29 protein-coding genes are annotated in these 24762 nt (G+C 51.5%); 3 read left to right on the plus strand and 26 right to left on the minus strand.

Annotation, left to right across the window (positions count from 1 at the left end; genetic code table 11):
• Nucleotides 1-79: 79 nt before the first annotated feature.
• The 25 genes from spoIVB to WFK81_RS13175 all read right to left on the minus strand — a co-directional run bounded on the left by spoIVB (nucleotide 80) and on the right by WFK81_RS13175 (nucleotide 20872).
• The gene (spoIVB, locus tag WFK81_RS13055; RefSeq protein WP_336787321.1) at nucleotides 80-1405 is read right to left on the minus strand and encodes a SpoIVB peptidase; all 1326 of its coding nucleotides are present in this window, start codon (nucleotides 1403-1405) and stop codon (nucleotides 80-82) included.
• Nucleotides 1406-1528: 123 nt separating this feature from the next.
• Entirely contained in the window at nucleotides 1529-3238 is a 1710-nt protein-coding gene (gene recN, locus WFK81_RS13060) for a DNA repair protein RecN (RefSeq protein ID WP_336786847.1), read from the minus strand.
• A 23-nt stretch (nucleotides 3239-3261) separates the two neighbouring features.
• Nucleotides 3262-3714, minus strand: a complete 453-nt coding sequence (gene ahrC / locus WFK81_RS13065; protein ID WP_336786848.1) for a transcriptional regulator AhrC/ArgR — start codon at nucleotides 3712-3714, stop codon at nucleotides 3262-3264.
• Nucleotides 3715-3733: 19 nt separating this feature from the next.
• Nucleotides 3734-4192, minus strand: a complete 459-nt coding sequence (locus tag WFK81_RS13070; RefSeq protein ID WP_336786849.1) for a hypothetical protein — start codon at nucleotides 4190-4192, stop codon at nucleotides 3734-3736.
• Between the two features lie 248 nt (nucleotides 4193-4440).
• On the minus strand, nucleotides 4441-5277 hold the full coding sequence (locus tag WFK81_RS13075; RefSeq protein ID WP_336786850.1) for a TlyA family RNA methyltransferase: 837 nt from the start codon (nucleotides 5275-5277) through the stop codon (nucleotides 4441-4443).
• 12 nt (nucleotides 5278-5289) lie between these two features.
• Nucleotides 5290-7185, minus strand: a complete 1896-nt coding sequence (gene dxs, locus WFK81_RS13080; RefSeq protein ID WP_336786851.1) for a 1-deoxy-D-xylulose-5-phosphate synthase — start codon at nucleotides 7183-7185, stop codon at nucleotides 5290-5292.
• Between the two features lie 129 nt (nucleotides 7186-7314).
• Complete coding sequence (locus WFK81_RS13085) at nucleotides 7315-8223, minus strand: polyprenyl synthetase family protein (RefSeq protein WP_336786852.1); 909 nt, start codon at nucleotides 8221-8223, stop codon at nucleotides 7315-7317.
• Nucleotides 8224-8225: 2 nt separating this feature from the next.
• A complete protein-coding gene (gene xseB / locus WFK81_RS13090) occupies nucleotides 8226-8486 on the minus strand; it encodes an exodeoxyribonuclease VII small subunit (RefSeq protein ID WP_041613421.1) in 261 nt (86 codons plus the stop codon).
• On the minus strand, nucleotides 8461-9834 hold the full coding sequence (xseA, locus tag WFK81_RS13095; protein ID WP_336786853.1) for an exodeoxyribonuclease VII large subunit: 1374 nt from the start codon (nucleotides 9832-9834) through the stop codon (nucleotides 8461-8463). Before xseA ends, xseB begins: the two co-directional genes overlap by 26 nt.
• Nucleotides 9835-9844: 10 nt before the next feature.
• A complete protein-coding gene (folD, locus tag WFK81_RS13100; RefSeq protein ID WP_336786854.1) occupies nucleotides 9845-10705 on the minus strand; it encodes a bifunctional methylenetetrahydrofolate dehydrogenase/methenyltetrahydrofolate cyclohydrolase FolD in 861 nt (286 codons plus the stop codon).
• A 41-nt stretch (nucleotides 10706-10746) separates the two neighbouring features.
• A complete protein-coding gene (nusB, locus tag WFK81_RS13105; RefSeq protein ID WP_336786855.1) occupies nucleotides 10747-11208 on the minus strand; it encodes a transcription antitermination factor NusB in 462 nt (153 codons plus the stop codon).
• A gap of 122 nt (nucleotides 11209-11330) precedes the next feature.
• Entirely contained in the window at nucleotides 11331-11561 is a 231-nt protein-coding gene (locus WFK81_RS13110; protein ID WP_015843906.1) for a DUF2273 domain-containing protein, read from the minus strand.
• Nucleotides 11562-11575: 14 nt separating this feature from the next.
• Complete coding sequence (gene amaP / locus WFK81_RS13115; protein WP_336786856.1) at nucleotides 11576-12133, minus strand: alkaline shock response membrane anchor protein AmaP; 558 nt, start codon at nucleotides 12131-12133, stop codon at nucleotides 11576-11578.
• 102 nt (nucleotides 12134-12235) lie between these two features.
• A complete protein-coding gene (locus WFK81_RS13120) occupies nucleotides 12236-12643 on the minus strand; it encodes an Asp23/Gls24 family envelope stress response protein (protein ID WP_336786857.1) in 408 nt (135 codons plus the stop codon).
• A gap of 134 nt (nucleotides 12644-12777) precedes the next feature.
• Nucleotides 12778-14142: an acetyl-CoA carboxylase biotin carboxylase subunit gene (gene accC, locus WFK81_RS13125; RefSeq protein WP_336786858.1), complete on the minus strand. Its 1365-nt coding sequence runs from the start codon at nucleotides 14140-14142 to the stop codon at nucleotides 12778-12780.
• A gap of 47 nt (nucleotides 14143-14189) precedes the next feature.
• Nucleotides 14190-14687 (minus strand): acetyl-CoA carboxylase biotin carboxyl carrier protein, encoded by a 498-nt coding sequence (accB, locus tag WFK81_RS13130; protein ID WP_127494363.1) that lies wholly within the window; start codon nucleotides 14685-14687, stop codon nucleotides 14190-14192.
• 290 nt (nucleotides 14688-14977) lie between these two features.
• A complete protein-coding gene (locus WFK81_RS13135) occupies nucleotides 14978-15604 on the minus strand; it encodes a SpoIIIAH-like family protein (RefSeq protein WP_336786859.1) in 627 nt (208 codons plus the stop codon).
• Between the two features lie 28 nt (nucleotides 15605-15632).
• Entirely contained in the window at nucleotides 15633-16265 is a 633-nt protein-coding gene (gene spoIIIAG, locus WFK81_RS13140) for a stage III sporulation protein AG (protein WP_336786860.1), read from the minus strand.
• Between the two features lie 22 nt (nucleotides 16266-16287).
• Nucleotides 16288-17016, minus strand: a complete 729-nt coding sequence (gene spoIIIAF / locus WFK81_RS13145) for a stage III sporulation protein AF (protein ID WP_336786861.1) — start codon at nucleotides 17014-17016, stop codon at nucleotides 16288-16290.
• A gap of 32 nt (nucleotides 17017-17048) precedes the next feature.
• Nucleotides 17049-18287 carry a stage III sporulation protein AE gene (gene spoIIIAE / locus WFK81_RS13150; protein WP_336786862.1) on the minus strand — a complete coding sequence of 413 codons (1239 nt, stop codon included), beginning with the start codon at nucleotides 18285-18287 and terminating at the stop codon, nucleotides 17049-17051.
• Between the two features lie 4 nt (nucleotides 18288-18291).
• Nucleotides 18292-18687, minus strand: a complete 396-nt coding sequence (spoIIIAD, locus tag WFK81_RS13155) for a stage III sporulation protein AD (RefSeq protein WP_336786863.1) — start codon at nucleotides 18685-18687, stop codon at nucleotides 18292-18294.
• Between the two features lie 34 nt (nucleotides 18688-18721).
• Complete coding sequence (spoIIIAC, locus tag WFK81_RS13160; RefSeq protein WP_015843896.1) at nucleotides 18722-18925, minus strand: stage III sporulation protein AC; 204 nt, start codon at nucleotides 18923-18925, stop codon at nucleotides 18722-18724.
• A gap of 15 nt (nucleotides 18926-18940) precedes the next feature.
• Nucleotides 18941-19459 carry a stage III sporulation protein SpoIIIAB gene (spoIIIAB, locus tag WFK81_RS13165; RefSeq protein WP_336786864.1) on the minus strand — a complete coding sequence of 173 codons (519 nt, stop codon included), beginning with the start codon at nucleotides 19457-19459 and terminating at the stop codon, nucleotides 18941-18943.
• Nucleotides 19456-20508, minus strand: a complete 1053-nt coding sequence (gene spoIIIAA / locus WFK81_RS13170; RefSeq protein ID WP_336786865.1) for a stage III sporulation protein AA — start codon at nucleotides 20506-20508, stop codon at nucleotides 19456-19458. The genes spoIIIAB and spoIIIAA overlap by 4 nt, the downstream gene beginning before the upstream one ends.
• Before the next feature lie 97 nt (nucleotides 20509-20605).
• Nucleotides 20606-20872, minus strand: a complete 267-nt coding sequence (locus tag WFK81_RS13175) for a YqhV family protein (protein WP_132304500.1) — start codon at nucleotides 20870-20872, stop codon at nucleotides 20606-20608.
• A gap of 199 nt (nucleotides 20873-21071) precedes the next feature.
• On the opposite strand from WFK81_RS13175, the gene WFK81_RS13180 reads away from it, so the two are divergent.
• The 3 genes from WFK81_RS13180 to WFK81_RS13190 all read left to right on the plus strand — a co-directional run bounded on the left by WFK81_RS13180 (nucleotide 21072) and on the right by WFK81_RS13190 (nucleotide 23172).
• Nucleotides 21072-21893 carry a phosphosulfolactate synthase gene (locus tag WFK81_RS13180; protein WP_336786866.1) on the plus strand — a complete coding sequence of 274 codons (822 nt, stop codon included), beginning with the start codon at nucleotides 21072-21074 and terminating at the stop codon, nucleotides 21891-21893.
• Nucleotides 21894-21921: 28 nt separating this feature from the next.
• On the plus strand, nucleotides 21922-22644 hold the full coding sequence (locus WFK81_RS13185) for a 2-phosphosulfolactate phosphatase (RefSeq protein WP_336786867.1): 723 nt from the start codon (nucleotides 21922-21924) through the stop codon (nucleotides 22642-22644).
• 69 nt (nucleotides 22645-22713) lie between these two features.
• The gene (locus WFK81_RS13190) at nucleotides 22714-23172 is read left to right on the plus strand and encodes a DUF441 domain-containing protein (RefSeq protein WP_336786868.1); all 459 of its coding nucleotides are present in this window, start codon (nucleotides 22714-22716) and stop codon (nucleotides 23170-23172) included.
• A 212-nt stretch (nucleotides 23173-23384) separates the two neighbouring features.
• Here WFK81_RS13190 and WFK81_RS13195 read toward each other — a convergent pair whose 3' ends face one another.
• A complete protein-coding gene (locus WFK81_RS13195) occupies nucleotides 23385-24638 on the minus strand; it encodes an aspartate kinase (protein WP_336786869.1) in 1254 nt (417 codons plus the stop codon).
• Between the last annotated feature and the right edge of the window lie 124 nt (nucleotides 24639-24762).

Genomic DNA, 24762 nt, shown 5'->3' on the forward strand with positions numbered 1-24762 from the left:
AATCCAACCATTTATAAATGTCTTCATGAAGAAACCGCTGAAGGGTTTGTACGAGCCCGATCAGCGGTTATTTTATTTGTTATGCGGCAGTACCTTGCGTCGATTTCTCTCTCATCAAGATGCCTGCATCCTGCAGCATCCATTCGATAAAGCAGCCATAGCCCGAAGCCGGATCGTTAACAAAAACATGGGTTACGGCTCCAACCAGCTTCCCGTTCTGGATAATCGGCGAACCCGACATTCCTTGAACGATACCTCCCGTTTTATCTAGAAGGCGTTTATCGGTAATCTTGATAACCATACCCTTGGTTGCTGGCGCAGGCTGTTTCGTAACATGAGCGATCTCAATATCAAATCGTTCGACCTTCTGCCCGTTAACAACAGTCAAAATTTGAGCCGGGCCTTCTTTTACTTCTTCGGCGAACGTTACGGGAATCGCTTTATCACTAAAGCTATGATTCGGATTTTCGCTCATTTTGCCAAAAATACCGAATGGCGTATTGCGTTCGATATTGCCTAAGATCTTGCCTTCTTTGACAAAATGGGCGCGTTTCTCTCCAGGCTCTCCCGTTTGGCTCTTGTTAATGGACGTCACGCTGGACTGCAGGATCTGCCCCTCGCCAACTTCAATCGGCGTTTGGGTATCCATATCGGTAATAACATGTCCCAGAGCACCGTAGACACCTTGATCAGGAGCATAAAACGTTAATGTACCAACACCCGCCGCGGAATCACGGATATAAAGACCGAGTTTCCAATTACGCTCTTCCGCATCTCGGACCGGGTATAGCCTCGTTTCTCCGATGGTACCGTTGCGTTTATAAGTAATTGCGAGTGGCCGCTGCTCCCTGCCTGCTTGTTCCACCAGATTTGCTACCTTGCTGACTTCGTTAATATTTTGCCCGTCGATCCTAATAATAAGATCACCTAACCGGAGACCTGCTTTTTCGCCAGGCGACTCCTTTGACCCGTTACTTGCGCGAACCTGATGATGGCCAACAACAAGAATACCGGCTGATTTCACTTTCACGCCAATGGTCTGTCCGCCCGGGATAACTCTTAAATCAGGCATGACATTAACTTTGACGGTCTTGAACGGAATTTTACCAAATAATTTCACTTTCATGCTCGTCTGGCCGCTCTGATGCGGCTGTAACGAAATCGGTTCATTCAAATTGACTGATAATGACTGACGGGTTGAGCCATTAATTTGAAGCATTCGTGGATCCACGGTAACTTCTGCATGTACGGGTACTCCATATTGTAATCGTTTCAGTTGGCCGGAGAATAAACGAAGTTCATTCGGGAATGCGGCAAAATGTTGAAACGGCGCGGAGAGTCCGATCATGCAGACGCAGATAACGAGAACTAGGCCAAACCATTTCTTCCTTGGGCTGGAGTTCAATGATTTCACGCTCCCTGTTATTCCATCGCATGACGAGAAAGGTCGTTTCGCCATTGGCGTACCTTTAAGTTACCCCGCACTGTTTGTTTTATGACCACAAAAACATTCCCTGAATGCCTTCCATTAGGCTCCCTTCTGCCGATCCGCCAAAACAAGCATTTCTTGAGCATGATGACGGGTTTTTTCCGTCACCTCAACGCCGCCCAGCATGCGGGCAAGTTCTTCAATTCGCGAACTCTCCGCAAGCTTGGTTACATTTGTTGAAGTGCGTTGTTCGATAATATGCTTTTTAATTTCGTAATGATGATCGGCCATGCAAGCAACCTGAGGCAAATGCGTAATCGAAAAGATTTGGCATTTCGCCGACAGCTGCGACATTTTCTCGGCAATCGCCTGTGCGGCTCTGCCGCTGACGCCCGTATCCACTTCATCAAAGACAAGGACCGGCACCTGGTCGATCTCAGCAAAAATAGCCTTCAGCGCAAGCATAATTCGCGACATTTCGCCTCCGGAAGCAATTTTGTTGAGCGGCTTAAGCGGCTCGCCCGGATTCGTCGATAGCATAAAGATGGCTTCATCCATACCGTTAGCGTTAAGAGCTGCCATCTCGGACGGTTCAACCGCCATTGGATGATCGAGCTGTACACGGAAGACCGTATTGCCCATCTGAAGCTGCTTGAGCTCAAGCTCGATTGCCGCTGCCAAACGCTCGGAAGCATGGGCACGAAGCTCGGAAAGCTCCTGCGCTAATTCATGCCCTTGCAAATACAGGCGCTGCTCATCTTTGCGCAGCTTATCCAGATACTCGTCGCGGTTCTCAATTTTGTCGCGCTCTTCCGTAATGCGCTCCAAATATTGAAGGATATCCGGTATTGTCTCTCCGTATTTCCGTTTCAATCCGTTAATCAGGTCGAGCCTATCTTCAATTACGGACAGCTGCTCCGGGTCAGAATCGATGCTGTCGCGGTAATCGCGAAGCTGGAACACCGCATCCTCGGCTTGATAAAATGCGGACTGAAGCTGTTCAAGCATCGGTGTCAGCACTGCGGGATCATAAGATTGGATATCCGTCAGCTTGCTGATCGCTTTACTGATGGCGTCAAGCCCTTTGCCGTTGTAAAGCAAGGCGTAGGCTTCGGATACGGAGTCCATCCGTTTGCCTGCATATTGCAGCTTGCGGCGTTCCTCCACGAGTTGCTCATCTTCGCCGTCCTTCAGCTTCGCATTCGTGATTTCCTCGATCTGGTATCGGTACAAATCCAGCATCTGAACATTGTGGCGGGCAGTCTCTTCAAGCTCGCGAACGGATGCGCGGGCTTGCTGAAGCTGTTGATACACGGCCCGGTAAGCGGTTTTACGTTCGATCAGCAGATCTCCAGCAAACAAGTCCAGCCATTCAAGATGCTGCTCGGTCCGCAAGAGCGATTGATGCTCATGCTGGCCATGGATATTAACAAGGCATTCACCGATCTCTCTGAGCATCGTCATCGTTACCAGCTGTCCGTTAACGCGGCTGCTGCTCTTGCCATGGGAGGTCAACTCGCGTCTAATGACAAGCATCTCTTCCCTGGAAGCCTGTACGCCAAGCCGCTCCATAGCAGCCCATACCGGATGATGGGACGGCAAATCGAACATCGCCTCCATCTCGGCTTTATCACAGCCATATCTGACCATATCTGCGGAGCCCCGTCCACCAACAATTAAGCTAAGTGCGTCAATAAGAATGGATTTCCCCGCACCCGTCTCTCCTGTTAATACATGAAATCCATGATGAAACGAAACGTTTACTTCCTCAATAACGGCTAAATTTCGAATGGATAGCTCGCGCAGCATGGCCAATGACCTCCAACAATGGTTTAATTCAGAAGGTCGAGCAGCTTCTCGACAAGCTCGCCGCTCTTCTCCTTCGTTCTGCAAATGATAAGGATCGTATCATCGCCGCATATCGTTCCCATTACCTCCGGCCATTCCATGTTGTCAATCAACGCGCCAATCGCATTGGCTGTGCCCGGCAAGCATTTCATGACCACCAGATTCTCGGTAAAGTCGATATGGGTGAAATGATCGATAAGCGCCCGCTTCAGCTTATTGATCGGATTCTGACGCTGCTGATCCTGTGGCAGCGAATATTTATAACGTCCATCGCCAGCGGGTACTTTAATGAGCATAAGCTCTTTCATATCTCTGGATACGGTTGCTTGAGTAACCTGAAGTCCGGCATCCCTAAGAGCGTCCACCAGTTCCTCTTGCGTTTCAATCGTATTTTTCGTAATTATTTCCTTGATTTTGTATTGTCTGATGCCCTTCATAATTTCCTCCCCAAACATGCTAGTCGCTTATATCAAAAATAATTCGCCGAATAATCTGCTCCTTTACGTCTACGAACAATACTCCCGCGCATTCAGGCAACAGGAGGGAATACACAAGCAGACGGTCTCGAACGCCACTGCCTGTCCAATCCATCGGCATACGTTCCCGGGCAGTTTTTACAATATACATTTTGCCATCTTGCTCGGCAATATAATCAATGTACAATCGGCTGTTAAGTGATTGTCCGTCCAATTCGATTCCGATCGGAACCCTGTGCTTACCGGAAATAACTTCGTATCCCGAACGTTCCAGAAACTGAATGTTCCCGTCATCTTCATCAAGCTTGCCGCCTTTGCCTAACGTTAATCGATTAACGCTAGAAGGCTGGTGAAGCCAGCGGTAGAAGCCCCGGTACGCCCAGAATAACAAAAACGCCCCAGCGACCAGCATAATAAACCAGTCACCGAACATTCCCATACGCAGCCCTCCATTCCATAAGAACCTATCTTAATTGGTTCGTGATGAAGGGAGCATTTTCCTCTTACGAACAAATGGACGAACGCATGTTTGGTTGCTTTCAGTTTAGCAAATCGAACACATGTTTGTAAAGAGGCAAAACAAAAGGGAACGCCGCCCGCTTTTCTAAACGTTCGGAGCATTCCCTTTGTTACGCGCTGCACCTATGCGGGAGATAACGCCCGGAGTGCAATACGCGTCCGCTATGGTTAATGTTTTTGTTTTACGGTAAACGTCTCGCCAGCTTGACGGACCACCGCCGCGATCTCTTCATCGTCAGGAATAGGTCCGTTCGGCTCATTCTCCCAGGTCCAGTAGGCGAGAAACTCGATATTGCCCTCCCCGCCGGTAATCGGCGAGAATGTCAGGTTCCTCAGCTTGTAGCCAAGCTCGGATGCGGCCTTCAATACCGTCTCGAGAACTTCCTTATGAACGCTTGGCTCCCGGACAACGCCCGATTTGCCAACCTTCTCCCGCCCTGCCTCGAATTGCGGCTTAATAAGGGCGACAATTCCGGAGCCTACGCTCAGCAGACCGCTGAGCGCAGGCAAAATCAGCTTAAGCGATATAAAAGATACGTCAATCGAGGCAAAAGTAGGCGGCGGACCGTCCAGATCGGCCGGCTGCGTATACCGGAAGTTGGTACGCTCCATGACGCGAACCCGTTCATCCTGTCTGAGCGACCAATCCAGCTGGTTATAGCCCACGTCAATGGCATATACAAAAGCAGCGCCATGCTGCAAGGCGCAATCGGTAAATCCCCCGGTTGATGCGCCGATGTCCAGCATAACCCTCCCTGTCAGGTCGATATCGAAGGAGCGTATCGCTTTTTCCAGCTTAAGCCCTCCACGGCTAACATAAGGATGGATAGCGCCTTTTACTTTGATCTCGGCTTCCCTAGGGACTTTCATTCCGCCTTTGTCCACCGGCTCATTATTTACGAGCACCAAACCGGCCATGACAGCCGCCTTCGCTTTTTCCCTGCTCTCGTAGAACCCGCGTTCCACGAGAAGTACATCTATTCTTTCCTTAGGTGTTGTCGTCATGGTTCTCCTTTGTTACTGCCCGGTTGCGCGTTTCTGGAGGCTTGGCAGCAGGTTCTTGATCTCCATTGCCGCTCTTTCTCCCGTTAAGCCGACTTCCACGCGCTGCTCCTTAATGGAACCATGCTCCACGAAAATATCCGGAACGCCCATAATCCGAATCGGCATGCCGTAAATTCCGCGAAGCGAGTAAAATTCCAATACCGCGCTTCCGAATCCGCCAAGCTCGGAGCTTTCTTCGATGACAAGAATGTGCTTGCCTTCCGAAGCAAACGACAACAGCATCTCTTCATCAAGCGGCTTGATGAACCTGGCATTGACGATTTGAACATTGAGGCCGTCTCTCTTTAGAAGATCCGCAGCCTCTTCGGCTACCTGAATCATAGGTCCCATTGCCAGAATAACGGCGGAATCGCCTTCGCGTAGCGTCTCCCACTTCCCGATCGGAAGCGGACGCATCACTTCGTCCATCTTCACGCCGAGGCCGTTAATTCGCGGATAACGGACGGCAATCGGCCCTTCATTGTAGTCGATTGCCGTCTTCATCATGCGGCGAAGCTCATTCTCGTCCTTTGGCATCATAATGACAAGGTTTGGCACATGGCGCAGGAACGCAATATCGTACACGCCTTGATGCGTCTCTCCGTCAGGACCAACAAAGCCCGCCCTGTCTATCGCGAATACCACGTTGGCGTTCTGGCGGCAAATATCATGCACAACCTGATCGTAGGCACGCTGCAGGAAGGTCGAATAAACGGCGTAGACCGGCTTCATGCCTTCCATGGCGAGAGCCGCCGACATCGTAGCGGCATGCTGCTCGGCAATGCCAACGTCGATCATGCGGTTCGGGAATCGTTCCGCGAACGGGAGCAAGCCGGAACCGCCCGGCATTGCCGGAGTTACCGCAACAATCCTTTTATCCTTCTCAGCCAGCTCAATAAGAGCGTTGCCGAATACTTCCGTGTACATTGGCGGACCAACCGCCTTTACCACTTGGCCCGATTCAATTTTGTAAGGTGAAATTCCATGCCACTTGAAGGAATCCACCTCGGCTGGTGAATAGCCTTTTCCCTTCACCGTAATAACGTGCACGAGAACCGGTCCGGGGATGGAATCCGCCTGTTTGAAGAGTTCAAGCATCTGCTCCATGTCATGGCCGTCTACCGGTCCAAGATACGTAAAGCCGAACTGTTCAAACAAAATGCCGCTGACCAGCAAATATTTCAAGCTGTCCTTGAAACGCTCAGCCGTCTTCGCCAGCTTACCGCCGATGGCCGGAATTTTGTTCAGCAGATGCTGAAGCTCATCCTTCGCCTTCTGGTAATGGCGGTCTGTACGGATCTTGCTCAAATAATGATGCATGGCACCAACGTTTGGCGCGATCGACATTTCGTTGTCATTCAGAACGACAATCAGTTTTCTCTTCTCGTCCCCGATATGGTTCAACGCTTCAAGCGCCATGCCGCCTGTCAGAGCTCCATCGCCGATGACGGCAACAACCCGGTTATTCTCGCCTTTCAGGTCACGGGCCAGAGCCATGCCCATCGCGGCCGACAGAGAAGTGCTGCTGTGGCCGGCTTCCCAAACGTCATGCTCGCTTTCGGCGCGTTTGACAAAGCCGCACAGCCCTTTATATTTACGCAATGTATCAAACCGGTCTTTACGCCCGGTCAAAACTTTGTGAACATACGATTGATGTCCTACGTCAAATAGAAACTTATCCTTCGGACTGTCAAACAGATAATGGAGGACGAGAGTCAGCTCCACAACCCCCAGGTTAGGTGCGAGATGACCACCTGTAACGGAAAGCTTCTCAATAAGAAACTGGCGAATTTCCTCAGCTAACCGCTCCAGCTCTCCCACTGATAAATCTTTCAGGTCTTGAGGTCCGTTAATTTGATCAAGCAGCACGTTACTTCCTCGCTTTCTGGAATACGACATTTTGAGCACGGTCCCATTCCACAATAAACGTCAAAATATTTCAATCATTATAGCACAATCGCTGAACATTTCCCAATGTACCCAGTTGCACAATCCTAATCAATAGTCTCGTTGGACGAGGTAATCGGCAATAAGCAGCAATTTATCCGGCGCATCCAGCTTTGCTTCGAGAATGGCAGCCTTTGCTTCGCGAGTTAACCGTTTGACTTGCGCTTTGCTCTCTTCGATCCCAATCAGATAAGGATACGTAACCTTTTGCTGTTCAACATCGCTGTTAGTTTTTTTGCCAAGCTTCGTCTCGTCGCCAATCAGATCAAGAATGTCGTCTTGAATCTGGAAGGCAAGACCGATATTGCGCCCGTAATGGCACAGCGCTTCAAGCTGCTCTGCCGATGCGCCGCCGATGCGGCCGCCCGCCGTAACGGAGAAAACAATCAAATCGCTCGTTTTGTGAAGATGAATATATTCAAGCTCCTCAATCGAGGTGATCCCCTGCTCTCCCTGCATATCAGCCGCCTGACCGCCAACCATGCCTCTTGCTCCCGCAAGCATCGCAAGGTCTTCCACGATATCAAGAGCTACTTCGGCGCTAATTCCGCCAAGGCGCGCTGCTTTCGGAATAAGGTGAAACGCGTGTGTCAGCAGGGCGTCCCCCGCCAGAATCGCCATCGCTTCCCCGAATACCTTGTGATTCGTCAATTTGCCGCGGCGGTAATCATCATTGTCCATGGCCGGCAGGTCGTCATGGATTAACGAATAGGTGTGAATGTATTCGATTGCGCATGCAACCGGAAGCGCATGGCTCGCAGCAGCTGCTTCACCATGAACGGCTTCCGCTGCAGCCAGAACGAGTGCCGGACGCAACCGCTTTCCTCCCGCCTGCAGGGAATACAGCATGGACTCCCTGAGCTGCAGCGGGATATTCCATTCGGCAGGCAACGCTTCGGGAAGCGACTTTTCGACAAGCGCAGCACATTCATGCAAGTAGGTCTTGATATCTGTAATCAACGTTATTCCCCTTTTTCCTCGTTCATTGGAGCGAATGCCTTCTTCTGAAAACCTTGCTCTGTTTCAATCAGAACTTCAATCTTGCGCTCAACCTGCTCCAGCTTGCCGCCGCACAGCTGCGACAGCTTCATCCCTTCCTGAAACAGATCAATTGCCGTTTCGAGCGGTACATCGCCACTTTCAAGCCGTTCGACGATTTTCTCCAATTGTTCCATTGCTTCCTCAAAACTAAGTTCACTATTCGCTGCTGCTTTCAACGCCATCTTCTCCTTTCATTGACCAGACATGACAATCTAGCTGTCCGTCGGCTACCTTCACCCTTACAAGATCACCCGGCTGAACATCTGCAATGGATTTAATCAGTCGCTTCTCCTGTTCGTCGTAGACCAGACTGTAGCCTCTGGCCATTACTTTGAGAGGACTTAGCGCATCCAGCTGCCTAATTGCGCTATGGAGCTGTAAACGCCGCTCTTTAAGAGAGGATACCATCGCCTGCTCAAGCCGCTTTACATCACCCTGCAGACGCTTAGCCGCAAAAGCAGCCTGCTCTCCCGGATGATGTCCGGCTAATTGACTTTGAAGTCTTTCAAGCTTTGCTTTCCTGCGTTCGGCTAATCGGAGAGTCCGGTGCTGCAGGCGTTCCTGCAAGCGGTCCAGCCGCTGCGCCTGATCCAGCAAATATTTGCGCGGATGCACGAAAAACGGCGACCTTCTAACGCGCTGGAGCTGCTCCTTCCGGCCTTGCACCAACATCCGGAGCGATTGCTCTAACCGTTGCCGTTGTCTCGCCAGCTGCTGCTGCAGCTCCGCAACATGCGGCACCGCAAGCTCCGCGGCCGCAGTTGGCGTTGCCGCCCGAAGATCGGCAACAAAATCCGCGATCGTAAAATCCGTCTCGTGGCCAACCGCGCTTATGATAGGAATTTGCGATGCGGCAATGCTTCTTGCGACAGGCTCTTCGTTAAAAGCCCAAAGTTCTTCCAAAGAACCTCCGCCCCTGCCTACAATTAATACGTCGACTTCGCCAAAACGGTTCATCGATTCAATCGCCTTTACGATAGAAGGTGCCGCCTGCGTCCCTTGGACCAGCACCGGAAACACATAAATAGAAATGGAAGGATGCCTGCGCTGCAGCGTAATGATAATATCCCGGACCGCCGCGCCGGTAGGAGAAGTGATTACGCCTATAGCCCGGGGAAAACGCGGAATGGGCCGTTTGCGCGATTCGGCAAACAACCCTTCTGTCTCCAGCTTTGATTTCAGCTGTTCATAAGCTAGATACAAGCTGCCAATCCCGTCCGGCTGCATAGCCGTCACATAAAACTGATAGTTTCCGTCACGCTCGTAGACCGATACATTCCCGCGCGCCATGACTTTAGAACCTTCACGAGGGATAAACGGCAGCCGTTGATTATGCGAAGCAAACATGATGCATTTCAAACGGCTGTCCTTGTCCTTAAGCGTAAAATACATATGGCCGCTGGAGTGATGAGTAAAATTGGAAATCTCGCCTCTCAGCCAAACATCGCCGAGCAAGACATCAGACTCTAGCTTCATCCGGATGTACCGGTTAATATCTTTTATTGAATAAATCCGAGGTTGATCTGCCATAAGACATCAATCACCCCCCGATTTTGTGTGCTCGCTTCGCAGCAGTAATCGTGTTGTTCATAAGCATGGTAATCGTCATAGGGCCAACTCCGCCCGGCACCGGAGTAATAAAGCCCGCGGTTTCCAGACAATCCTCATAGTCTACGTCGCCGCAAAGCTTGCCGTCAGGCAGGCGGTTAATACCGACGTCAATGACAACCGCACCAGGCTTAACATATTTGCTGTCGATCGCTTTTGCTTTGCCGATGGCTACAACGAGGATATCGGCTTGCTTGGCGATTTCCTCCATGTTCGCCGTACGGGAGTGACAGATTGTTACGGTCGCGTTTTCGCGGAGAAGCAGCATGGCAACCGGTTTGCCCACAATGTTGCTGCGGCCGATCACTACTGCGTGTTTGCCTGAAATATCCACGCCGCTGCGTTTGATCAGTTCGATACAGCCCGCAGGCGTGCATGGCAGCAGGCTGTCATCGCCAATAACCAGATTGCCAACGCTTTCCGGATGGAAGCCGTCCACGTCCTTCTCGACGCGAATGGCGTCAATAACCGCTTTTTCATTGATATGTTTAGGCAATGGAAGCTGTACGAGAATACCGTTGATTTTGTCATCGTTATTCAATTGATCAATAAGCGCAAGCAATTGCTCTTCAGAAGTAGATTCTTCCAAGCGGTGAACCTCGGAATAGAAACCAAGCTGCTGACAGGCTTTCTCTTTCGAGCCGACGTAGACCTTCGAAGCCGGATCCTCGCCTACGAGAACAACCGCAAGACCAGGTACGACGCCTTTTTCTCTCAGCTCAGCCGTTTCCTTCTGAATTTCTTCCCGGATCATATCGGAAATCTTTTTCCCTGCAATAATTTGTGCGCTCATCATCATCTCTCCCCTATGTACACGGCCTTATGGCCGCTCGTCTAATTAGTCGATTCCGAATTTGCTGTCTCGCCTTCGCGTTCTTTAAGCAATTTGCCCAGAACGCCGTTTACGAACTTGCCGGATTCCTCCGTGCCGAAATGCTTTGCCAGTTCAATCGCTTCGTTGATTGCGGCTTTGGGCGGCACATCGTTGCGGTAGACAATCTCAAAGCAGGCAAGCCGCAAGATTTGACGGTCAACGCGGGACAGGCGGTCAACCTGCCAGCCTGTCAAATAGTGCTGAAGCATCTCGTCGATAGCCGCTTTGTTATCCGCTACGCCGTTAACAAGCTCCCGGACATATTTGTCCGTCTGATCATTCTCGACGAATTCCGCTTCGATCTCGTTCTCGGAACGCGCTTCCTCCATGAGCATGTCCACGGCTTCCATGGGGGTTACTTCGTTCATTTCCAATTGATACAAGCTTGATACTGCAATCTCGCGAGCTAATCTACGTTTCATGAAATCCTCCTCGGCAGCCTCTCTGCCGATCTACTCTTATTTTTTATAAAAAAACCTATGATCTCCTCCCTGCCCGGAACTGGCGGCAATCCATCTTCCGGCGTACGGAGGAGACCACAGGATTATCTAAACGGCCGATACCTTTCCATGAGCCATGACCAAAGCCTCTGCCAAGGCAGGATTGAACCGTTCTGCAAGTCCTTCTGTTTGCCAATCCAATAACCAACCGAGACGAGCAGTATGAAAAACAGCATGTCCCAAAAACCGGCAAACAAGTACACAAATCCAAAAAACAGACCGGCGGCAGCGCCGACCGTCCGTTTCCCATAGACTGCCCAGTACTCCCTCCACATCGGCATTCTCCCCTTTACTCGACGCGACTTTTATTCGGTGCGGATTGAATGACGTTAGCAATATAGACGGCTACATTCGTCACCGGAATGCCGGCGATTTCCTCCACATGATCCTTTACGGCCTTCTGGATTTCCTCCGTAAGACTAGGAATGGAGTTTTCCCCGTCTACTACCGCACGCAAAATAATGTTGAGCCCCGAATCGGAAGCCTGGATCCGCGCTTTCAGATCCTTTACGCCGCGTTGTCTCCCGGCAGCCTTAAGAGCCAGATTCTCAATCGTCTCAATCGAGATACGAATATCGCCAAAGTCGGTACGCTGGTCGATCGACGGCGCCGAAGAGGAAGAACGTTTCAGCGATACAATAAAGAAGCGCAAGCTGAGTACGAGCAGTACCAGACCAACTACAATGGTTGTTATCAGGAATGAGTCCGTACCGTACAGCTCGCTGACCATATTATTCAAATCGTCTTCCCGTATCCACTCAAAACCGATACAGGCAATAAAGACGGATATAACGCCGATGACTATACTGTAAATAAACAAGAACAGCTTGTCTATAATTCTGATCAACGTAACGCCTCCTCGCATTTGAGCGAATGAAAACCCCCTGGCGCGAAGCGGCATAACCATCACGAGGGGGTTATATGAATTCAATTCATTTGCGTGTATATGTTATTTCACGCGGAAAGTCGAATCTTCTTCTTCCGGCTTGCTCTCTGTCTTGAAATGGACATCGTGAATATGTACGTTCACTTCAATAACGTTCAATCCCGTCATCATTTCAATGGAGCGTTTTACATTCTGTTGAATCTCCGAGGCGATCTCCGGAATCCGGTTGCCGTACTCCACGATAATCGACACGTCGACCGCGGCTTCCCGCTGGCCAACTTCAACTTTTACACCCTTGGATAAATTTTTTCGGCCAAGCAGCTCGGCGATACCGCCTGCAAAACCTCCGCTCATACCCGCTACGCCCTTCACTTCGACAGCAGCTAGTCCCGCGATAACCTCAATGACTTCAGGGGCAATTTGAATCGTGCCAATGTCCGTTCTCTCATAATCTGCAGCAATCGTACTCATGATGGTTGTACACCTCCTTAAAGTTGCGCGCTCCGGGTATTTACCGGGAGGTAAATACCGGAGTGTTGCCTTCGCATCTTATTTCTATACTATAGCATTCGACGTGAAATATGACAAACCAGGAGCAGATTGTACTATTCAGCTAATTCTGGCTGGTTAACGTCGTATTCCTCGAGGAATTTAATATCGAAATTACCCTTCACAAAGACCGGGTGATTCAGAAGCTTCTGGTGGAAAGGAATCGTCGTCTTGATTCCGTCGATCGCAAACTCGGCAAGGGCGCGCTTCATCCGCGCAATCGCTTCTTCCCTTGTTCTGCCCCAAACGATCAGCTTCGCAATCATCGAATCGTAATGCGGGGAAATCGTGTAGCCCGGATATACCGCGCTGTCCACCCGTACGCCCGTGCCGCCTGGCGGCAGGTAGAACGGAATCGGACCCGGGGACGGCATAAAGTTGCGCTCCGAATCTTCCGCGTTAATCCGGCATTCAATCGCCCAGCCGTTGATCTCAAGATCCTCTTGCTTGAACGACAGCGGGTTGCCTTCGGCTACGGAGATCATCTCTTTGATCAGGTCGACATTCGTAATCATCTCGGTTACCGGATGTTCAACCTGAATGCGGGTGTTCATCTCCATAAAGTAGAAGTTGCCATCCGGGCCAAGCAGGAATTCGAGCGTGCCGGCACCCGAATATTGCACGGCGAGCGCCGCACGCACGGCAGCGCGGCCCATCCGCTCGCGCATGGCCGGCGTCAGAACCGGACACGGAGCTTCTTCAACAAGCTTCTGGCGGCGGCGCTGCACGGAGCAGTCGCGCTCGAACAGATGGACGGCATTGCCGTGCTTGTCGGCCATAATTTGAATTTCGACGTGCTTCATGCCCGTCAGGTATTTCTCCAGGTAAACGCCGGCATTGCCGAACGCCTTTTGAGCTTCCTGCTGGGCTGTCGTAATTTGCTGAACAAGCGATTCCTCGTCCTCGGCAATACGGATCCCTTTACCGCCGCCGCCGGCCGTTGCCTTAATGATAACCGGATAACCGATGTCGCGGGCAACGCGGATGGCTTCATCCATATTTTCGATCAGACCGTCGGAGCCCGGAATGACCGGTACGTCGGCTTCCTTCATGGTTTGCTTGGCTACCGCCTTGTCGCCCATCTTGCTGATGGCTTCAGGGGAAGGACCGATAAACGTAATGTTGCAGGATTCGCAAATTTCGGCAAAATCCGCGTTCTCCGCCAAGAATCCGTAGCCCGGATGCACGGCATCGCAGCCCGTAAGCGTAGCAACGCTCATCAGGTTGGTCAGGTTCAGATAGCTGTCCTTGGATGCGGTTGGACCGATGCAATACGCTTCGTCTGCAAGGCGTACATGCAGGGAGTCGCGGTCAGCTTCGGAATAAACGGCAACTGTTGAAATACCGAGTTCACGGCAGGCGCGGATGATGCGTACCGCAATTTCTCCGCGGTTAGCGATTAATACTTTTTGGAATTTCACGTTTGTACTCCTCTCAGGCAACAATTACTCCAAATTCGGAGCTTGTATTATTCCGGCTTAACAAGGAAGAGCGGCTGGCCATACTCGACCAATTGACCGTTCGACACCAGAATCTCAACGATTTCACCGCGAACTTCCGCTTCGAGCTCGTTCATCAGCTTCATTGCTTCAAGGATACATACAACGCTCTTCTCGTTTACGCGGTCGCCTTCTTTAACGAATGCCGCGGCGTCCGGAGACGGAGAGCTGTAGAATGTGCCGACCATCGGCGATACAATCTGATGCAGGTTGTCCGTGTTTGGACGTGCTGCAGGCGTGCTGGTTTGCACAGCTGCTGCAGGAGCTTCTTGAACCGGCTGAGGTGCAAGTACAGGCGCCTGCGTATATGTATGCGTAATTGGGGCTGCAGCTTGTACATTCACCACTTCGGTTTTGCCAGGCTTGCGAATGAATAAGCGTGCTCCTTCGTTTTCGATCTCCAGCTCATGAACGGAAGTCTGATCAACCAGTTTGATCAATTCCTTAATCTCGCTCAATTTGAACATGAATAGTTTTCACTCCTTAAAAGTTTCCGAAGCCTTCTGCTTCGTATGCGTTTTCTCAGATGGAAATAGCATTATTCAGTTTCGTTGGATAAACCTAGTTATCCTTTACATAACGTCTAACATTATATCATAAACGCGGCAGAACACGAATCAATTTTTTAACACGGCCTAGCGTGAACGGCTGCGACATCCTTTGGAGAAGCAGAAACCGTACGTTTCGCGGCTGAGGCAGCCCGAATAAAAAGAAGCCGGCCAGGGTTTGAAACCCTGCCGGCCGGACTCTTCTATCTTTATTTGATAAACTGTACGGAAACTTGGTCTGCGTCTACGCCCAATGTTTTCATAACAAGGTCGATTATGTTAGCCGCTTGGCTCTTATCGAGCTTCTCGCTTTCTACCAGAACCTTGTAGCCGTTGCCTTCTTCATTAACGATCGCTTTTTGGAAAGTCTTCATCAGCTCGTTCTCGATGCTTGTCAATTTGGAGTTTTTCTCTTCCAATTGATCAAGCTGCTCCATTGCCGCTTTGCTTTCGTCCGGGTTTTGCAGGTTCGTAATATCGGACATCAGTTTATCCTGCTGACTGCTGTTCAACTCGCTGCGCTTCTCTTCGGCCTGGGCAAATACGCTGCTGTCGACTCCGCCTTGCGATTCAAGCTGGTCAAGCACCTGCTTGTCGGCATCCGAGATGCTGCCGCCATTCGATGCGGACGCTTTACCAGAGGAATCCACTTGGTCCACAACAATCTGGCTGTTGCCCGCTGCCGCTTCCGTCGCTCCCGCCTTTTGCTGCTGCTGAGTGCCGTCAGAGAGCATGTCTGGCGATTTGGTATCTTGCGTAAACAGATAATACGCGGATAATACGACCATCAAACTGAGCATCGATACGAGCCAAATTGTTTGTCTTTTCGTGTTCATAGAACACCCTCCTAATAATGGTTTATTATCATTGCTTGCTTGGCGCTACGGAAATGCGGTTGGCCGGTACGTTAACGCCCTTCTCCACCGCGTCTATGATAAGGCGTCTCACGGTCAGGTTCTCGGCGCCTTTGGCGACGACCAGCACACCGCGAATGCTCGGATTAATCGTCTTCGTCACGATCGGCTTCTGATCGCCCGCTACTTCGGCTATTACAACTTGGCCATCTTTATTGATAGCCGTAATATGCCTCTTGCCTCCGTTGCGGTCCGTCTCATCCGTGATGGACTGCGAATCCTGATCCGTTCTGGCGACTTCAATCTCCTCCGTGGAATCGATCGTCACCAGCACGTCTACCGAGCCGACACCAACGATTTTCTCCAAAATCTCTTTCAGCCGGTTCTCGAGCGGTCCTTCGATTGCCGCAAACGGCGATGAGTCCGTTGATACTGAACTTGACAATGCCGCCGTATCCTGGGGAGGCGGGTTCGGCCCCTGAGTCAAGGTATCGACCTTGTCAAATTTGAGAAAGGAGTTCAGCAGCATGAGGGCCGCTCCAATACAACCGATAACGAGAAGCAGCCTAAATGTCTTAACCCGCTTCGGTCCACCCGGACCGCCGCCCACCATCGATTCCAGACCACTCAGCCATTTGGCCACAGCGCTTCCTCTCCTTTTTCCTTTAATCTCTATTCCCTGCCCGCTGTCTCACCTGGATATTCGCCGAACTGATCCCCCAGCCTTCGGCAAGCAAACTCCTGATCTCCTTGCTTTCGGAAGGGTTGACCTGTAACCAGCCATCACTCGCTTCTGCCTTGTCTGCTTCCGTCTGCGGCTTATCCGTTCCGACTGTTTCCGACTTTACGTCCACGTCTACCGAAATGGCGGCAACCTCTTTGACGTCTTCCTCATCGGGCCCAGCCGTTCCGGCAGGCTCCTCTTTCTCCGCAGGTAAAGTCACAAGTACCGAAGCAATCGTTGGCGTTAATTTCTGCCCCTGCTTTTCCCAGTTCAAGGATACATCCACTGCCTCAACCGCCAGCTTCATTTGCTTGACTACGGCATCCTTCATGGCGGCTTCCAGCGTTTGCTCCATCAATACCGCGGCTTCATTATTCTGCTGCTGGTTAAGCTCATCCGCTTTTTTCTGAATATCGCTCAGAGTGGGCATCTTCACCTCATGCTGCGGTTCAAGCTGGTCCCAGTGAGTAATCCCTTCCTTCAGCTTCGCGTTAAAGTCTCCTTGCAGAAGACGAAGGATCGGCGACATGATCGTAAGCAGAATAAGAAGTCCTATAACCAGCCTGGCGTAACGAAGCATCGCTTTGTTCGGAAGAAGAAGTTCAACGAATGCCGCCAGCATGATAACCGCGATAATATTCTTCAGCCAATCGCTGAGCCAAGCAATCACGAATCCTCGCTCCCTTCGGTATTACTGCAGTATCATCGGACCATTAAGGCGGCGTTGCCCGCAGTAAGCACGATCGTTACGGCCAGGAAGAACATTAGACTGACGGCTGCCAGTGCGGCGAAAACATAAATCATCGTTTTGCCTATCGTTTGGAGGCAAGCGACGATGGGAGAATCGCCAAGCGGCTGCATCGCTGCGGCAGAGACGTTGTAGATAAGCGCCAGTGTCAATATCTTGATCGCAGGGAATGCGCAAAGAAACAGCAGAATAATAACGCCGGCAAGTCCAATCGCATTCTTGGCAAGCAGGGATGCCGAGATCACCGTATCCGCCGCATCCGTGAACATCCGCCCGACCACCGGAACGAAGTTGCCGGTGACGAACTTGGCCGTCCTCATCGTAATTCCGTCGGTTACCGCTCCTTTTGCCCCCTGCACCGAGAGCACGCCGAGAAACACCGTGGCAAGCACCCCCATGATCCCAACTCCGATATTCCGAAGCAGATTGGCCAGCTGGGTCACTTTGAACTTGTCTGACATCGCGCTGACGATGTGAAGGACGGCCGAGAAGAACAGCAGCGGGAACACGATGGCATAGATGACGGTTCCAACCGTATGGATCATAAAAATAATGAGCGGATGCAAAATCGTTACGGTCAGAACGTTGCCCATCGCAGCGAGCAAGGTCAGAAGCAGCGGCATCATCGCAAGCATGAACTGGATCATGGTGCCAATCGCATCCTTGGCATACCCGATTGCGACATGAAAGCTGTTAACGGCGATGATGATAAGCACCATGTAGGTGATCGAGTAAGCTACTTTGCTGACGGCATTGCGTTCGAAAGCGTTCTGCAGCGTTTCCAGCACCATGCTGAATACCGTGAGCATAACGATGGTGACAAGGAGCTTGCCGTTATAGAGAACTTCATGAAAGAAGTAACCAAGCAGTCCTTTGAATACGGTCGACAGCTTGAGCCCTTGACCGCCCGGCTTCAGCATTTCGAAGAAGCTGGGCATTTTCTCATCCGGAAAGTAGCCGCCGTATTCCTCCTTCAACCGGTTCCAGTAATTCTCGACTGTCTCCGTGTCCAAGCCTTTCAGCTGGCTTTCCGTCAACTGATCCGTCATCGCCGAATCGCTTTGCTGCTGGGCCGCTCCGCCTTCCGGAGCGTTCCCCGCGGCTGTAACCGGCGATACCAGAAGCATGCTGACCAGCCAAGCGACGCATACAAACGTTATTAAACGGACGGTATACTTATAGAGCTTGTTCATCCGTTCAACTCCCCGCCGGCAGCAGCCCGATTACAGTCTCGACAATGACGCTTATAATCGGAACCGCCATGACGAGAATAAGCACCTTCCCGGCGAACTCAATTCTTGATGCGATGCTTTCCTGACCGGCATCCCGTACGATTTGCGCGCCGAATTCAACGATGTAGGCGATACCGATAATTTTCAGAATCGTCTTCAGGTAGATGGAAGGTATGCCCGAGCGGTCCGCTAAATCCTCAAGCACTTTGATGACCGAATCGATTTTACCGATTAGGAAGATGAAGATAAAAAGCCCGGTAAAAGCCGCAAGCAGGAAGGCGAACAACGGCTTCTGCTCCCGGACAACAATGATGAGGATAGTGGCGATCAGCCCGAGGCCGACGATCTGAATAATCTCCAACTCTATTCACCCACTTGCGGCTTCTCTAGACGTCTCACTGGAACAGAAAGATCGTCTTGATTTCTTGAAACAAATCGTTCAGCAGCCGAATGACCATAAATAGTACAACGACAAAGCCGATCAAGGTTACCCATTGCGCCATATCCTCTTTCCCCATCTGCTTCAGTACCGTATGAATCATGCCAATGATAATTCCGATACCCGCAATTTGGAAAATAGCGCTCACATCCATGTTCATTTGTGCGGCACCCCACTAAACCATCAATATCACGACGAGCACGGCGATCAATACACCTAGGCTTTTCCACATTTTTTCATAGCGCGACTGATCCTCTCTTGCTGTGTCTTCCTCCGCCTTCAACTGGAGCAGCGCCAGATGGATATGCTTCAGCTGATCCTCCTTATCGCTTATGCCAAGAGTTGAGCCAAGCCTCAGCATGACCGACTGCTCCGTCTGCCGAAGCGCCGTTAGGCCCCATCCGCTTGTCATTGCCTGCTCCCAGCTCTCGCGGAAGGTAAGCCCCTCCGGCCCCTGCACCCGGTCAGCGGTATCCCGAAACAGTTGGGCGAGCGGTTCCGGCACAGCTTCCGCGGTTCTCACGAGCGCTTCGGGAAGCGGAGTATGGCCATAGCCGATCTCCGTCTCGAGCCTCTGCAAAGCATGAGCCAGCTGGCGAAGCTGCCGCGGCCTTGCAGCCAATCTGGCGGCTTGCTGAAAGCCGATCATCGTGCCTGCGAAAAGAATGAGTACAGCGCCTAGCAGCTTGATCAAGGGACATCTCCCCTTTGCATTCCGGCGTACGACCGCCCCTGCTCGCCTTTAGAGGCTGCGGCAGTAGGTTCCCTGGCGGCCGCAGGCAGCTTGTCTTTCAGATCTGCCGCAACTACCCGGTGCATAAAACCTTCCGCCGTCCGCTTGAGTTCAACGACATAAGCAAAGGTACCGTCCTCGAGCAGCTGTTTCAGTACCGGTCTGCCTCTTGCATCCTGAAGATCGTAAGCATGCGCCGTTGCAATAACGCTGATTCCGGCGTGACTGGCTTCGCGGATCGCTTCCCCGTCTTCCGGCCGGCCGATCTCGTCGGCGATTACCACCTCCGGAGACATGGATCGCAGCAGCATCATCATGCCTTCGGCTTTGGGACAAGCATCCATAATATCGGTCCGCGGTCCGACATCGAACGTTGGAATCCCTCTGACGCAAGCAGCGATCTCGGACCGTTCATCCACGATGCCAACCTTGCGGCCGGCCCAGCCTGCCGCGTTCTCGAACAACCCCCAATGTCCGTAGCTGATAGAGCGGGCAATGTCCCGGACAATGGTTGTTTTGCCTTGCTGCGGAGGGGCGAGGATCAGCGTTGAATGAACGGTCTTGCGGTTCTTGTCCAGCAGCTTGGGGAGCAAGTTTCGGGCCGAGCCGACGACTTCCCGGGCGATCCGGATATTGAACCCGCCGATATCGCGTATTCCGCGTACGTTGCCGCCGTCCAGAATCGTACGCCCGGCCAGCCCGATCCGATGCCCGCCTGCTACAGTAATAAATCCCCTCTTTAACTCCTCTTCCATAGCGTATAGCGAATGATTGGTTATTTTCTCCAGAAGCTTACGGCAAATATCGGCAGTTGGCTTGTAAGCTCCGTCACTGCCTGCACGAAGAGTTCCGTCGGATGCGGCGAAGCGGGATTGCCCGCGGATACCGAGCTCGAGCGGCCTGCCCTCGCGGATCCGAATTTCCTCCAAATGCTCCATGGCCGATTCAGGCAGCCTTTCCAGCACCGCCTTAAGCTCCGGCGGAAGCAAATGTATGACACGGTCCAGCATGAGTCATCACTCCCGGATGATAAGTCCTTCTTACGTACTCTTATTTGTATGCTTGACCCTCAAAAATATGTCCAACTTCTTGCAGATTGCTAGATTGCTATTTTTTTAAGATTCCTATCAACAAACAGAGTACCCCTGCCGCAACCCACGCCAGCTTCCCGAAAGAAAGCTTGTCTGTCATGCCTATGAGGCCGATCGTTGTTGTTGCTATTAATATAAAAGGTCCTACTAATGCGAGCGACGAATTGACAACCAGCGCTTTATCGATCTGGTTTAACCGGAGCATAAGAAGCGCCGCGCAAATCTCGATAGTCCCTGAGGTAATCCGCAGAGACGCCATGGTGAGCACGATCTTATTCAACATAACCGTTCACCTCCTTGTCCGTTCTTAACGAATGAGGCTTTATTACAGCCGCTATATAACTACATTCCATCTCTACATCCTATGCAGGCTCGTCTCCTGTTCATGCTTGCCGTTCGGGCACACGCCCAGCGGTTGCTGCATATATTGCTCCATGCCCCGCCCTCATGCGGGAATCATCATAGGTTAGGAGTCAACTCCCATGACAAAAGCAAGCTTCTGGCACCGCACCCTGCATGATCCAAGCGGACATCGCGATTACAGCCCGACAAAACATCAAGGTAAAACGATGGTAATCGACAAAGGAATCGGACTAAACGCTTTCGCCGACCTAATTCAAGTGGCGGGTTCCTATATGGACGTGATCAAGCTTGGATTCGGAACGGCCGTTCTGTATGAACCGGAGCTCCTGCAGCGAAAAATCGAGCTCGCCCGAAAAAACGGGCTAATCATCATGCCTGGCGGAACGTTATTGGAAACAGCTGTCCAGCAGCGTTTGGCCGGATCGTTTTTCGATTCTATCTGCGAGCTTGGCTTCAATGGGATCGAGGTTTCGGACGGCACAATCGAAATGAGCAGAAAACAGCGGACAGAGCTCATTAAAGAGGGCAAGCAAAGGGGGCTCCTGGTTCTTACCGAATACGGAAAAAAAACAGCCGGTTCACTAATTGATCCGGAGCAATTAGCCGTTACAGCCGATTACGACCTTGCGGCAGGCGCCGCTTGGATTACGGTGGAGGCCAGGGAATCCGGCATCGACGTTGGCCTGTTTGACGAGAAGGGTAATTGCCGCGAGCAGACGATTGAGCAAATTCTGGCGGAAATGACAAACCAGGACTGCTTAATGTGGGAAGCGCCTCTGAAGCAGCAGCAAGCTTATTTGCTCCAGCAATTTGGTCCAAACGTTCATCTTGGCAATATTCAGCCAAGCGATGCCTTGGCGCTTGAAGCGATGCGCCGCGGACTCCGTTCCGACACCTTCGAGTTCGGAACGCGGGAGGAGCCCGCTCATTACATGATTTAAGCAACAGCAGAAAGGAAGAGCGATTGCTATGCAGGTGCAAGTCATTTCAAGCGTAAATGAAGCCAGCTCCGCGCAATTCGTCCACAAAACGGCTATCATTATCGACGTGCTTCGGGCTACTAGCTCTATTATTACCGCGCTGGCTGCCGGCTCATCGGGCGTTGTTCCCGTGGAGACGGTGTTGGAGGCCCGGGCTGCGCAGCAGGAAGGCGATCTGTTATGCGGGGAACGATTCTGCAAAAAAATAGCCGGCTTCGATCTCGGAAATTCGCCTGACGAGTTACTGCTCAATTCGGTTAAAGACCGCCGTGTCATTTTAACGACAACCAACGGCACCCGGGCCATTCATAAATCAACCCGGGCGGATTACGTGCTGGTTGCTGCTTTGCTAAATGCCTCCGCATGCGCCAAGGCAGCGGTAGATCTTCGGCGGGACGTTGTAATTTTGTGTGCCGGAAGCCATGATGAATTTGCCATTGAAGATGGCTTATGCGCCGGACTGCTTCTATTCAAAATGCAGGAACTGGGTTCTGCTCCGCTCGAAATGGATGACTTCGGACTCGCCATGCTATCACTCTATCAAGAACGCGCGAATGATATAAAAGAAACGATCCGGCAAGGCGCTACCGGCAAGCGGCTTATCAAGCTGGGCATGACGAGGGATATCGATCTCTGCTCGGCTGTGGACACCTATACGGGGGTTCCCCGGCTTCAGGCAAACGGAGATACGCTGATCTGTTCGTGCGGCTGACATATTCGCCAGTGTCTGTCCATATAATGGAGCAAGCAGTTTATCCGCTTCATGACTGGGGTACGAATGATGACTGGTGAATTGATATTGGTAGGTTTAATTGTAATTGGCCTGATTGGGCGTTCGCCTATTATCGCAACGGCGGCTTGCGTTCTTTTGGCCGTCAAGCTTCTTCATCTAAGCCGGTTCCTGCCTTCGATCGAGCGTCGGGGGCTGGAGCTCGGTTTATTATTCCTTACGCTTAGCGTCCTTGTCCCGTTTGCCTCAGGAAAAGTGCAGATGAAGGAGCTGATTGCCGCCTTTAATACTTGGCCGGGTTGGCTTGCCCTGATTGGCGGGGCCGCAGCCGCTTATATGAATGCCAAGGGACTCGATTTGCTTAAGCTTGATCCGCAGATGGTCGTTGGGCTTGTTATCGGCTCGATTTTCGGCATTATATTTCTTCGGGGTATTCCCGTTGGGCCTTTGATGGCTGCGGGCATTACGGCGATTTTGTACAAGTTGTTTAAGCTAATCGGGGGAGGTTAAACGGCGAACTGCAAATTCAAATGTTCTTTCGATCGCCATTGCTCGGGGATTCTTTTGAACAATTCTCAAGCGGTAAGAATCCCCTCACAAAAGCGAACGTTACCACTTCTCCAGAATCATTTGAAATGCTCCGTTTACCGTTTAAATGTGGGGACAAAAAAAGCCGTGCGGATTTAATCCCGCACGGCTTTTTGGTATGGAAATGTTGCTTATTAACGGCGGTCTTGAGGTCCGCCCACGAATACTTGCTCAGCAGTATCGAGGCCATAAGCCGTATGAAGCGAGCGAACAACCTCTTGCAGAGGTTCGGCTGCGATAATGCAGGATACTTTGATCTCGGAAGTGCTGACCATCTTGATGCTGACGCCCAGCGACGAAATCGCCTTAAACATCGTAGCGGCAACGCCAGGGTTGCTGACCATGCCTGCGCCAACGATGGAGACTTTCACCAGGCCCGATTCGGAAGTAACCTCGTTAAACGGAACTTCCGCGCGAATGCCGTTAATCACGTCAACCGCGCGAGCTTCGTCATCGCCGGAAACCGTAAAGGAGAAGTCCGCTTTGCCGCTTTTCACGCCGCTTTGCACGATAACGTCTACGTCGATTCCGCTGTTTGCCAGCGAACCGAATACATTGGCGAGCACGCCTGGCTCATCCTCAACGCCGAGGATGCTGATTCTTGCTACATTTTTGTCAAAAGCGATGCCGCGTACGACTACGCCTTGCTCCATGACCGCTTCCTCCTTCACACTAGTTCCTTCGTTTTGCGTAAAGCTGGAACGAACGACAAGCTTCACATTGTTATGCTTTGCGTATTCCACCGCGCGAGGGTGAAGAACGGCTGCGCCCAAATGTGCAAGCTCCAGCATTTCGTCATACGAAATTTCATTCAATTTGCGCGCGCATTTCACGACGCGCGGATCCGTCGAATAAACGCCGTCCACGTCCGTATAAATTTCGCACACATCCGCTTTGATTGCTGCGGCAAGCGCTACGGCTGTCGTATCCGAACCGCCGCGTCCGAGCGTTGTAATGTCCCCGTCTTCCGACATGCCTTGGAAGCCTGCGACAATAACAATATTGCCCTCATCCAATTCCTTGAACAAACGATCAGGCCGAATGTCCGTAATCTTCGCCTTGCTGTGTACGGCTTCCGTCCGAATGCCAGCTTGCCAGCCGGTCAGCGAAACGGCTTGATGGCCGAGCTGGTGAATCGTCATCGACAATAATGCAACCGATATTTGTTCACCCGTCGTAAGCAGCATATCCATCTCCCGCGCCGGCGGATTCGGGTTAAGCAGCTTCGACTGATCGATTAAATCATCCGTTGTATCTCCCATTGCGGATACGACAACAACGACGCGGTTACCCGCCAGCTGGCTGTCTACAATCCGCTTCGCAACACGCTGCATCCGCTCCGGTGTTCCTACCGAGCTTCCGCCAAACTTCATCACAATCAACGACAAAGCTGATTCACTCCCAACCTTGACATATAACATACAAGTCAATAGTATATCACATCCCCGGCTTGTCTGGGTATATCCGCCCACGGATTTTGTCGAAAAAGAAAAAGCCGCCCGAATCGGTGGA

Source organism: Paenibacillus sp. MMO-177 (assembly GCF_037147795.1).
Classification (GTDB): domain Bacteria; phylum Bacillota; class Bacilli; order Paenibacillales; family Paenibacillaceae; genus Pristimantibacillus.

Excerpts from the sequence above, each read along its gene's own strand:
- WFK81_RS13190 (WP_336786868.1), top strand. The coding sequence starts at position 22,714 with ATGACTGGTGAATTGATATTGGTAGGTTTAATTGTAATTGGCCTGATT.
- WFK81_RS13120 (WP_336786857.1), bottom strand. The coding sequence starts at position 12,643 with ATGAGTACGATTGCTGCAGATTATGAGAGAACGGACATTGGCACGATT.
- accB (WP_127494363.1), bottom strand. The coding sequence starts at position 14,687 with ATGTTCAAATTGAGCGAGATTAAGGAATTGATCAAACTGGTTGATCAG.
- folD (WP_336786854.1), bottom strand. The coding sequence starts at position 10,705 with ATGAGCGCACAAATTATTGCAGGGAAAAAGATTTCCGATATGATCCGG.
- spoIIIAC (WP_015843896.1), bottom strand. The coding sequence starts at position 18,925 with ATGAACATGGATGTGAGCGCTATTTTCCAAATTGCGGGTATCGGAATT.
- spoIIIAE (WP_336786862.1), bottom strand. The coding sequence starts at position 18,287 with ATGAACAAGCTCTATAAGTATACCGTCCGTTTAATAACGTTTGTATGC.
- WFK81_RS13075 (WP_336786850.1), bottom strand. The coding sequence starts at position 5,277 with ATGACGACAACACCTAAGGAAAGAATAGATGTACTTCTCGTGGAACGC.
- WFK81_RS13070 (WP_336786849.1), bottom strand. The coding sequence starts at position 4,192 with ATGGGAATGTTCGGTGACTGGTTTATTATGCTGGTCGCTGGGGCGTTT.
- WFK81_RS13175 (WP_132304500.1), bottom strand. The coding sequence starts at position 20,872 with ATGTTGAATAAGATCGTGCTCACCATGGCGTCTCTGCGGATTACCTCA.
- recN (WP_336786847.1), bottom strand. The coding sequence starts at position 3,238 with ATGCTGCGCGAGCTATCCATTCGAAATTTAGCCGTTATTGAGGAAGTA.
- WFK81_RS13185 (WP_336786867.1), top strand. The coding sequence starts at position 21,922 with ATGCAGGTGCAAGTCATTTCAAGCGTAAATGAAGCCAGCTCCGCGCAA.
- WFK81_RS13110 (WP_015843906.1), bottom strand. The coding sequence starts at position 11,561 with ATGTGGAGGGAGTACTGGGCAGTCTATGGGAAACGGACGGTCGGCGCT.
- xseA (WP_336786853.1), bottom strand. The coding sequence starts at position 9,834 with ATGGCAGATCAACCTCGGATTTATTCAATAAAAGATATTAACCGGTAC.
- ahrC (WP_336786848.1), bottom strand. The coding sequence starts at position 3,714 with ATGAAGGGCATCAGACAATACAAAATCAAGGAAATAATTACGAAAAAT.
- WFK81_RS13180 (WP_336786866.1), top strand. The coding sequence starts at position 21,072 with ATGACAAAAGCAAGCTTCTGGCACCGCACCCTGCATGATCCAAGCGGA.
- xseB (WP_041613421.1), bottom strand. The coding sequence starts at position 8,486 with ATGGCGTTGAAAGCAGCAGCGAATAGTGAACTTAGTTTTGAGGAAGCA.
- nusB (WP_336786855.1), bottom strand. The coding sequence starts at position 11,208 with ATGAAACGTAGATTAGCTCGCGAGATTGCAGTATCAAGCTTGTATCAA.
- WFK81_RS13135 (WP_336786859.1), bottom strand. The coding sequence starts at position 15,604 with ATGAACACGAAAAGACAAACAATTTGGCTCGTATCGATGCTCAGTTTG.
- spoIIIAA (WP_336786865.1), bottom strand. The coding sequence starts at position 20,508 with ATGCTGGACCGTGTCATACATTTGCTTCCGCCGGAGCTTAAGGCGGTG.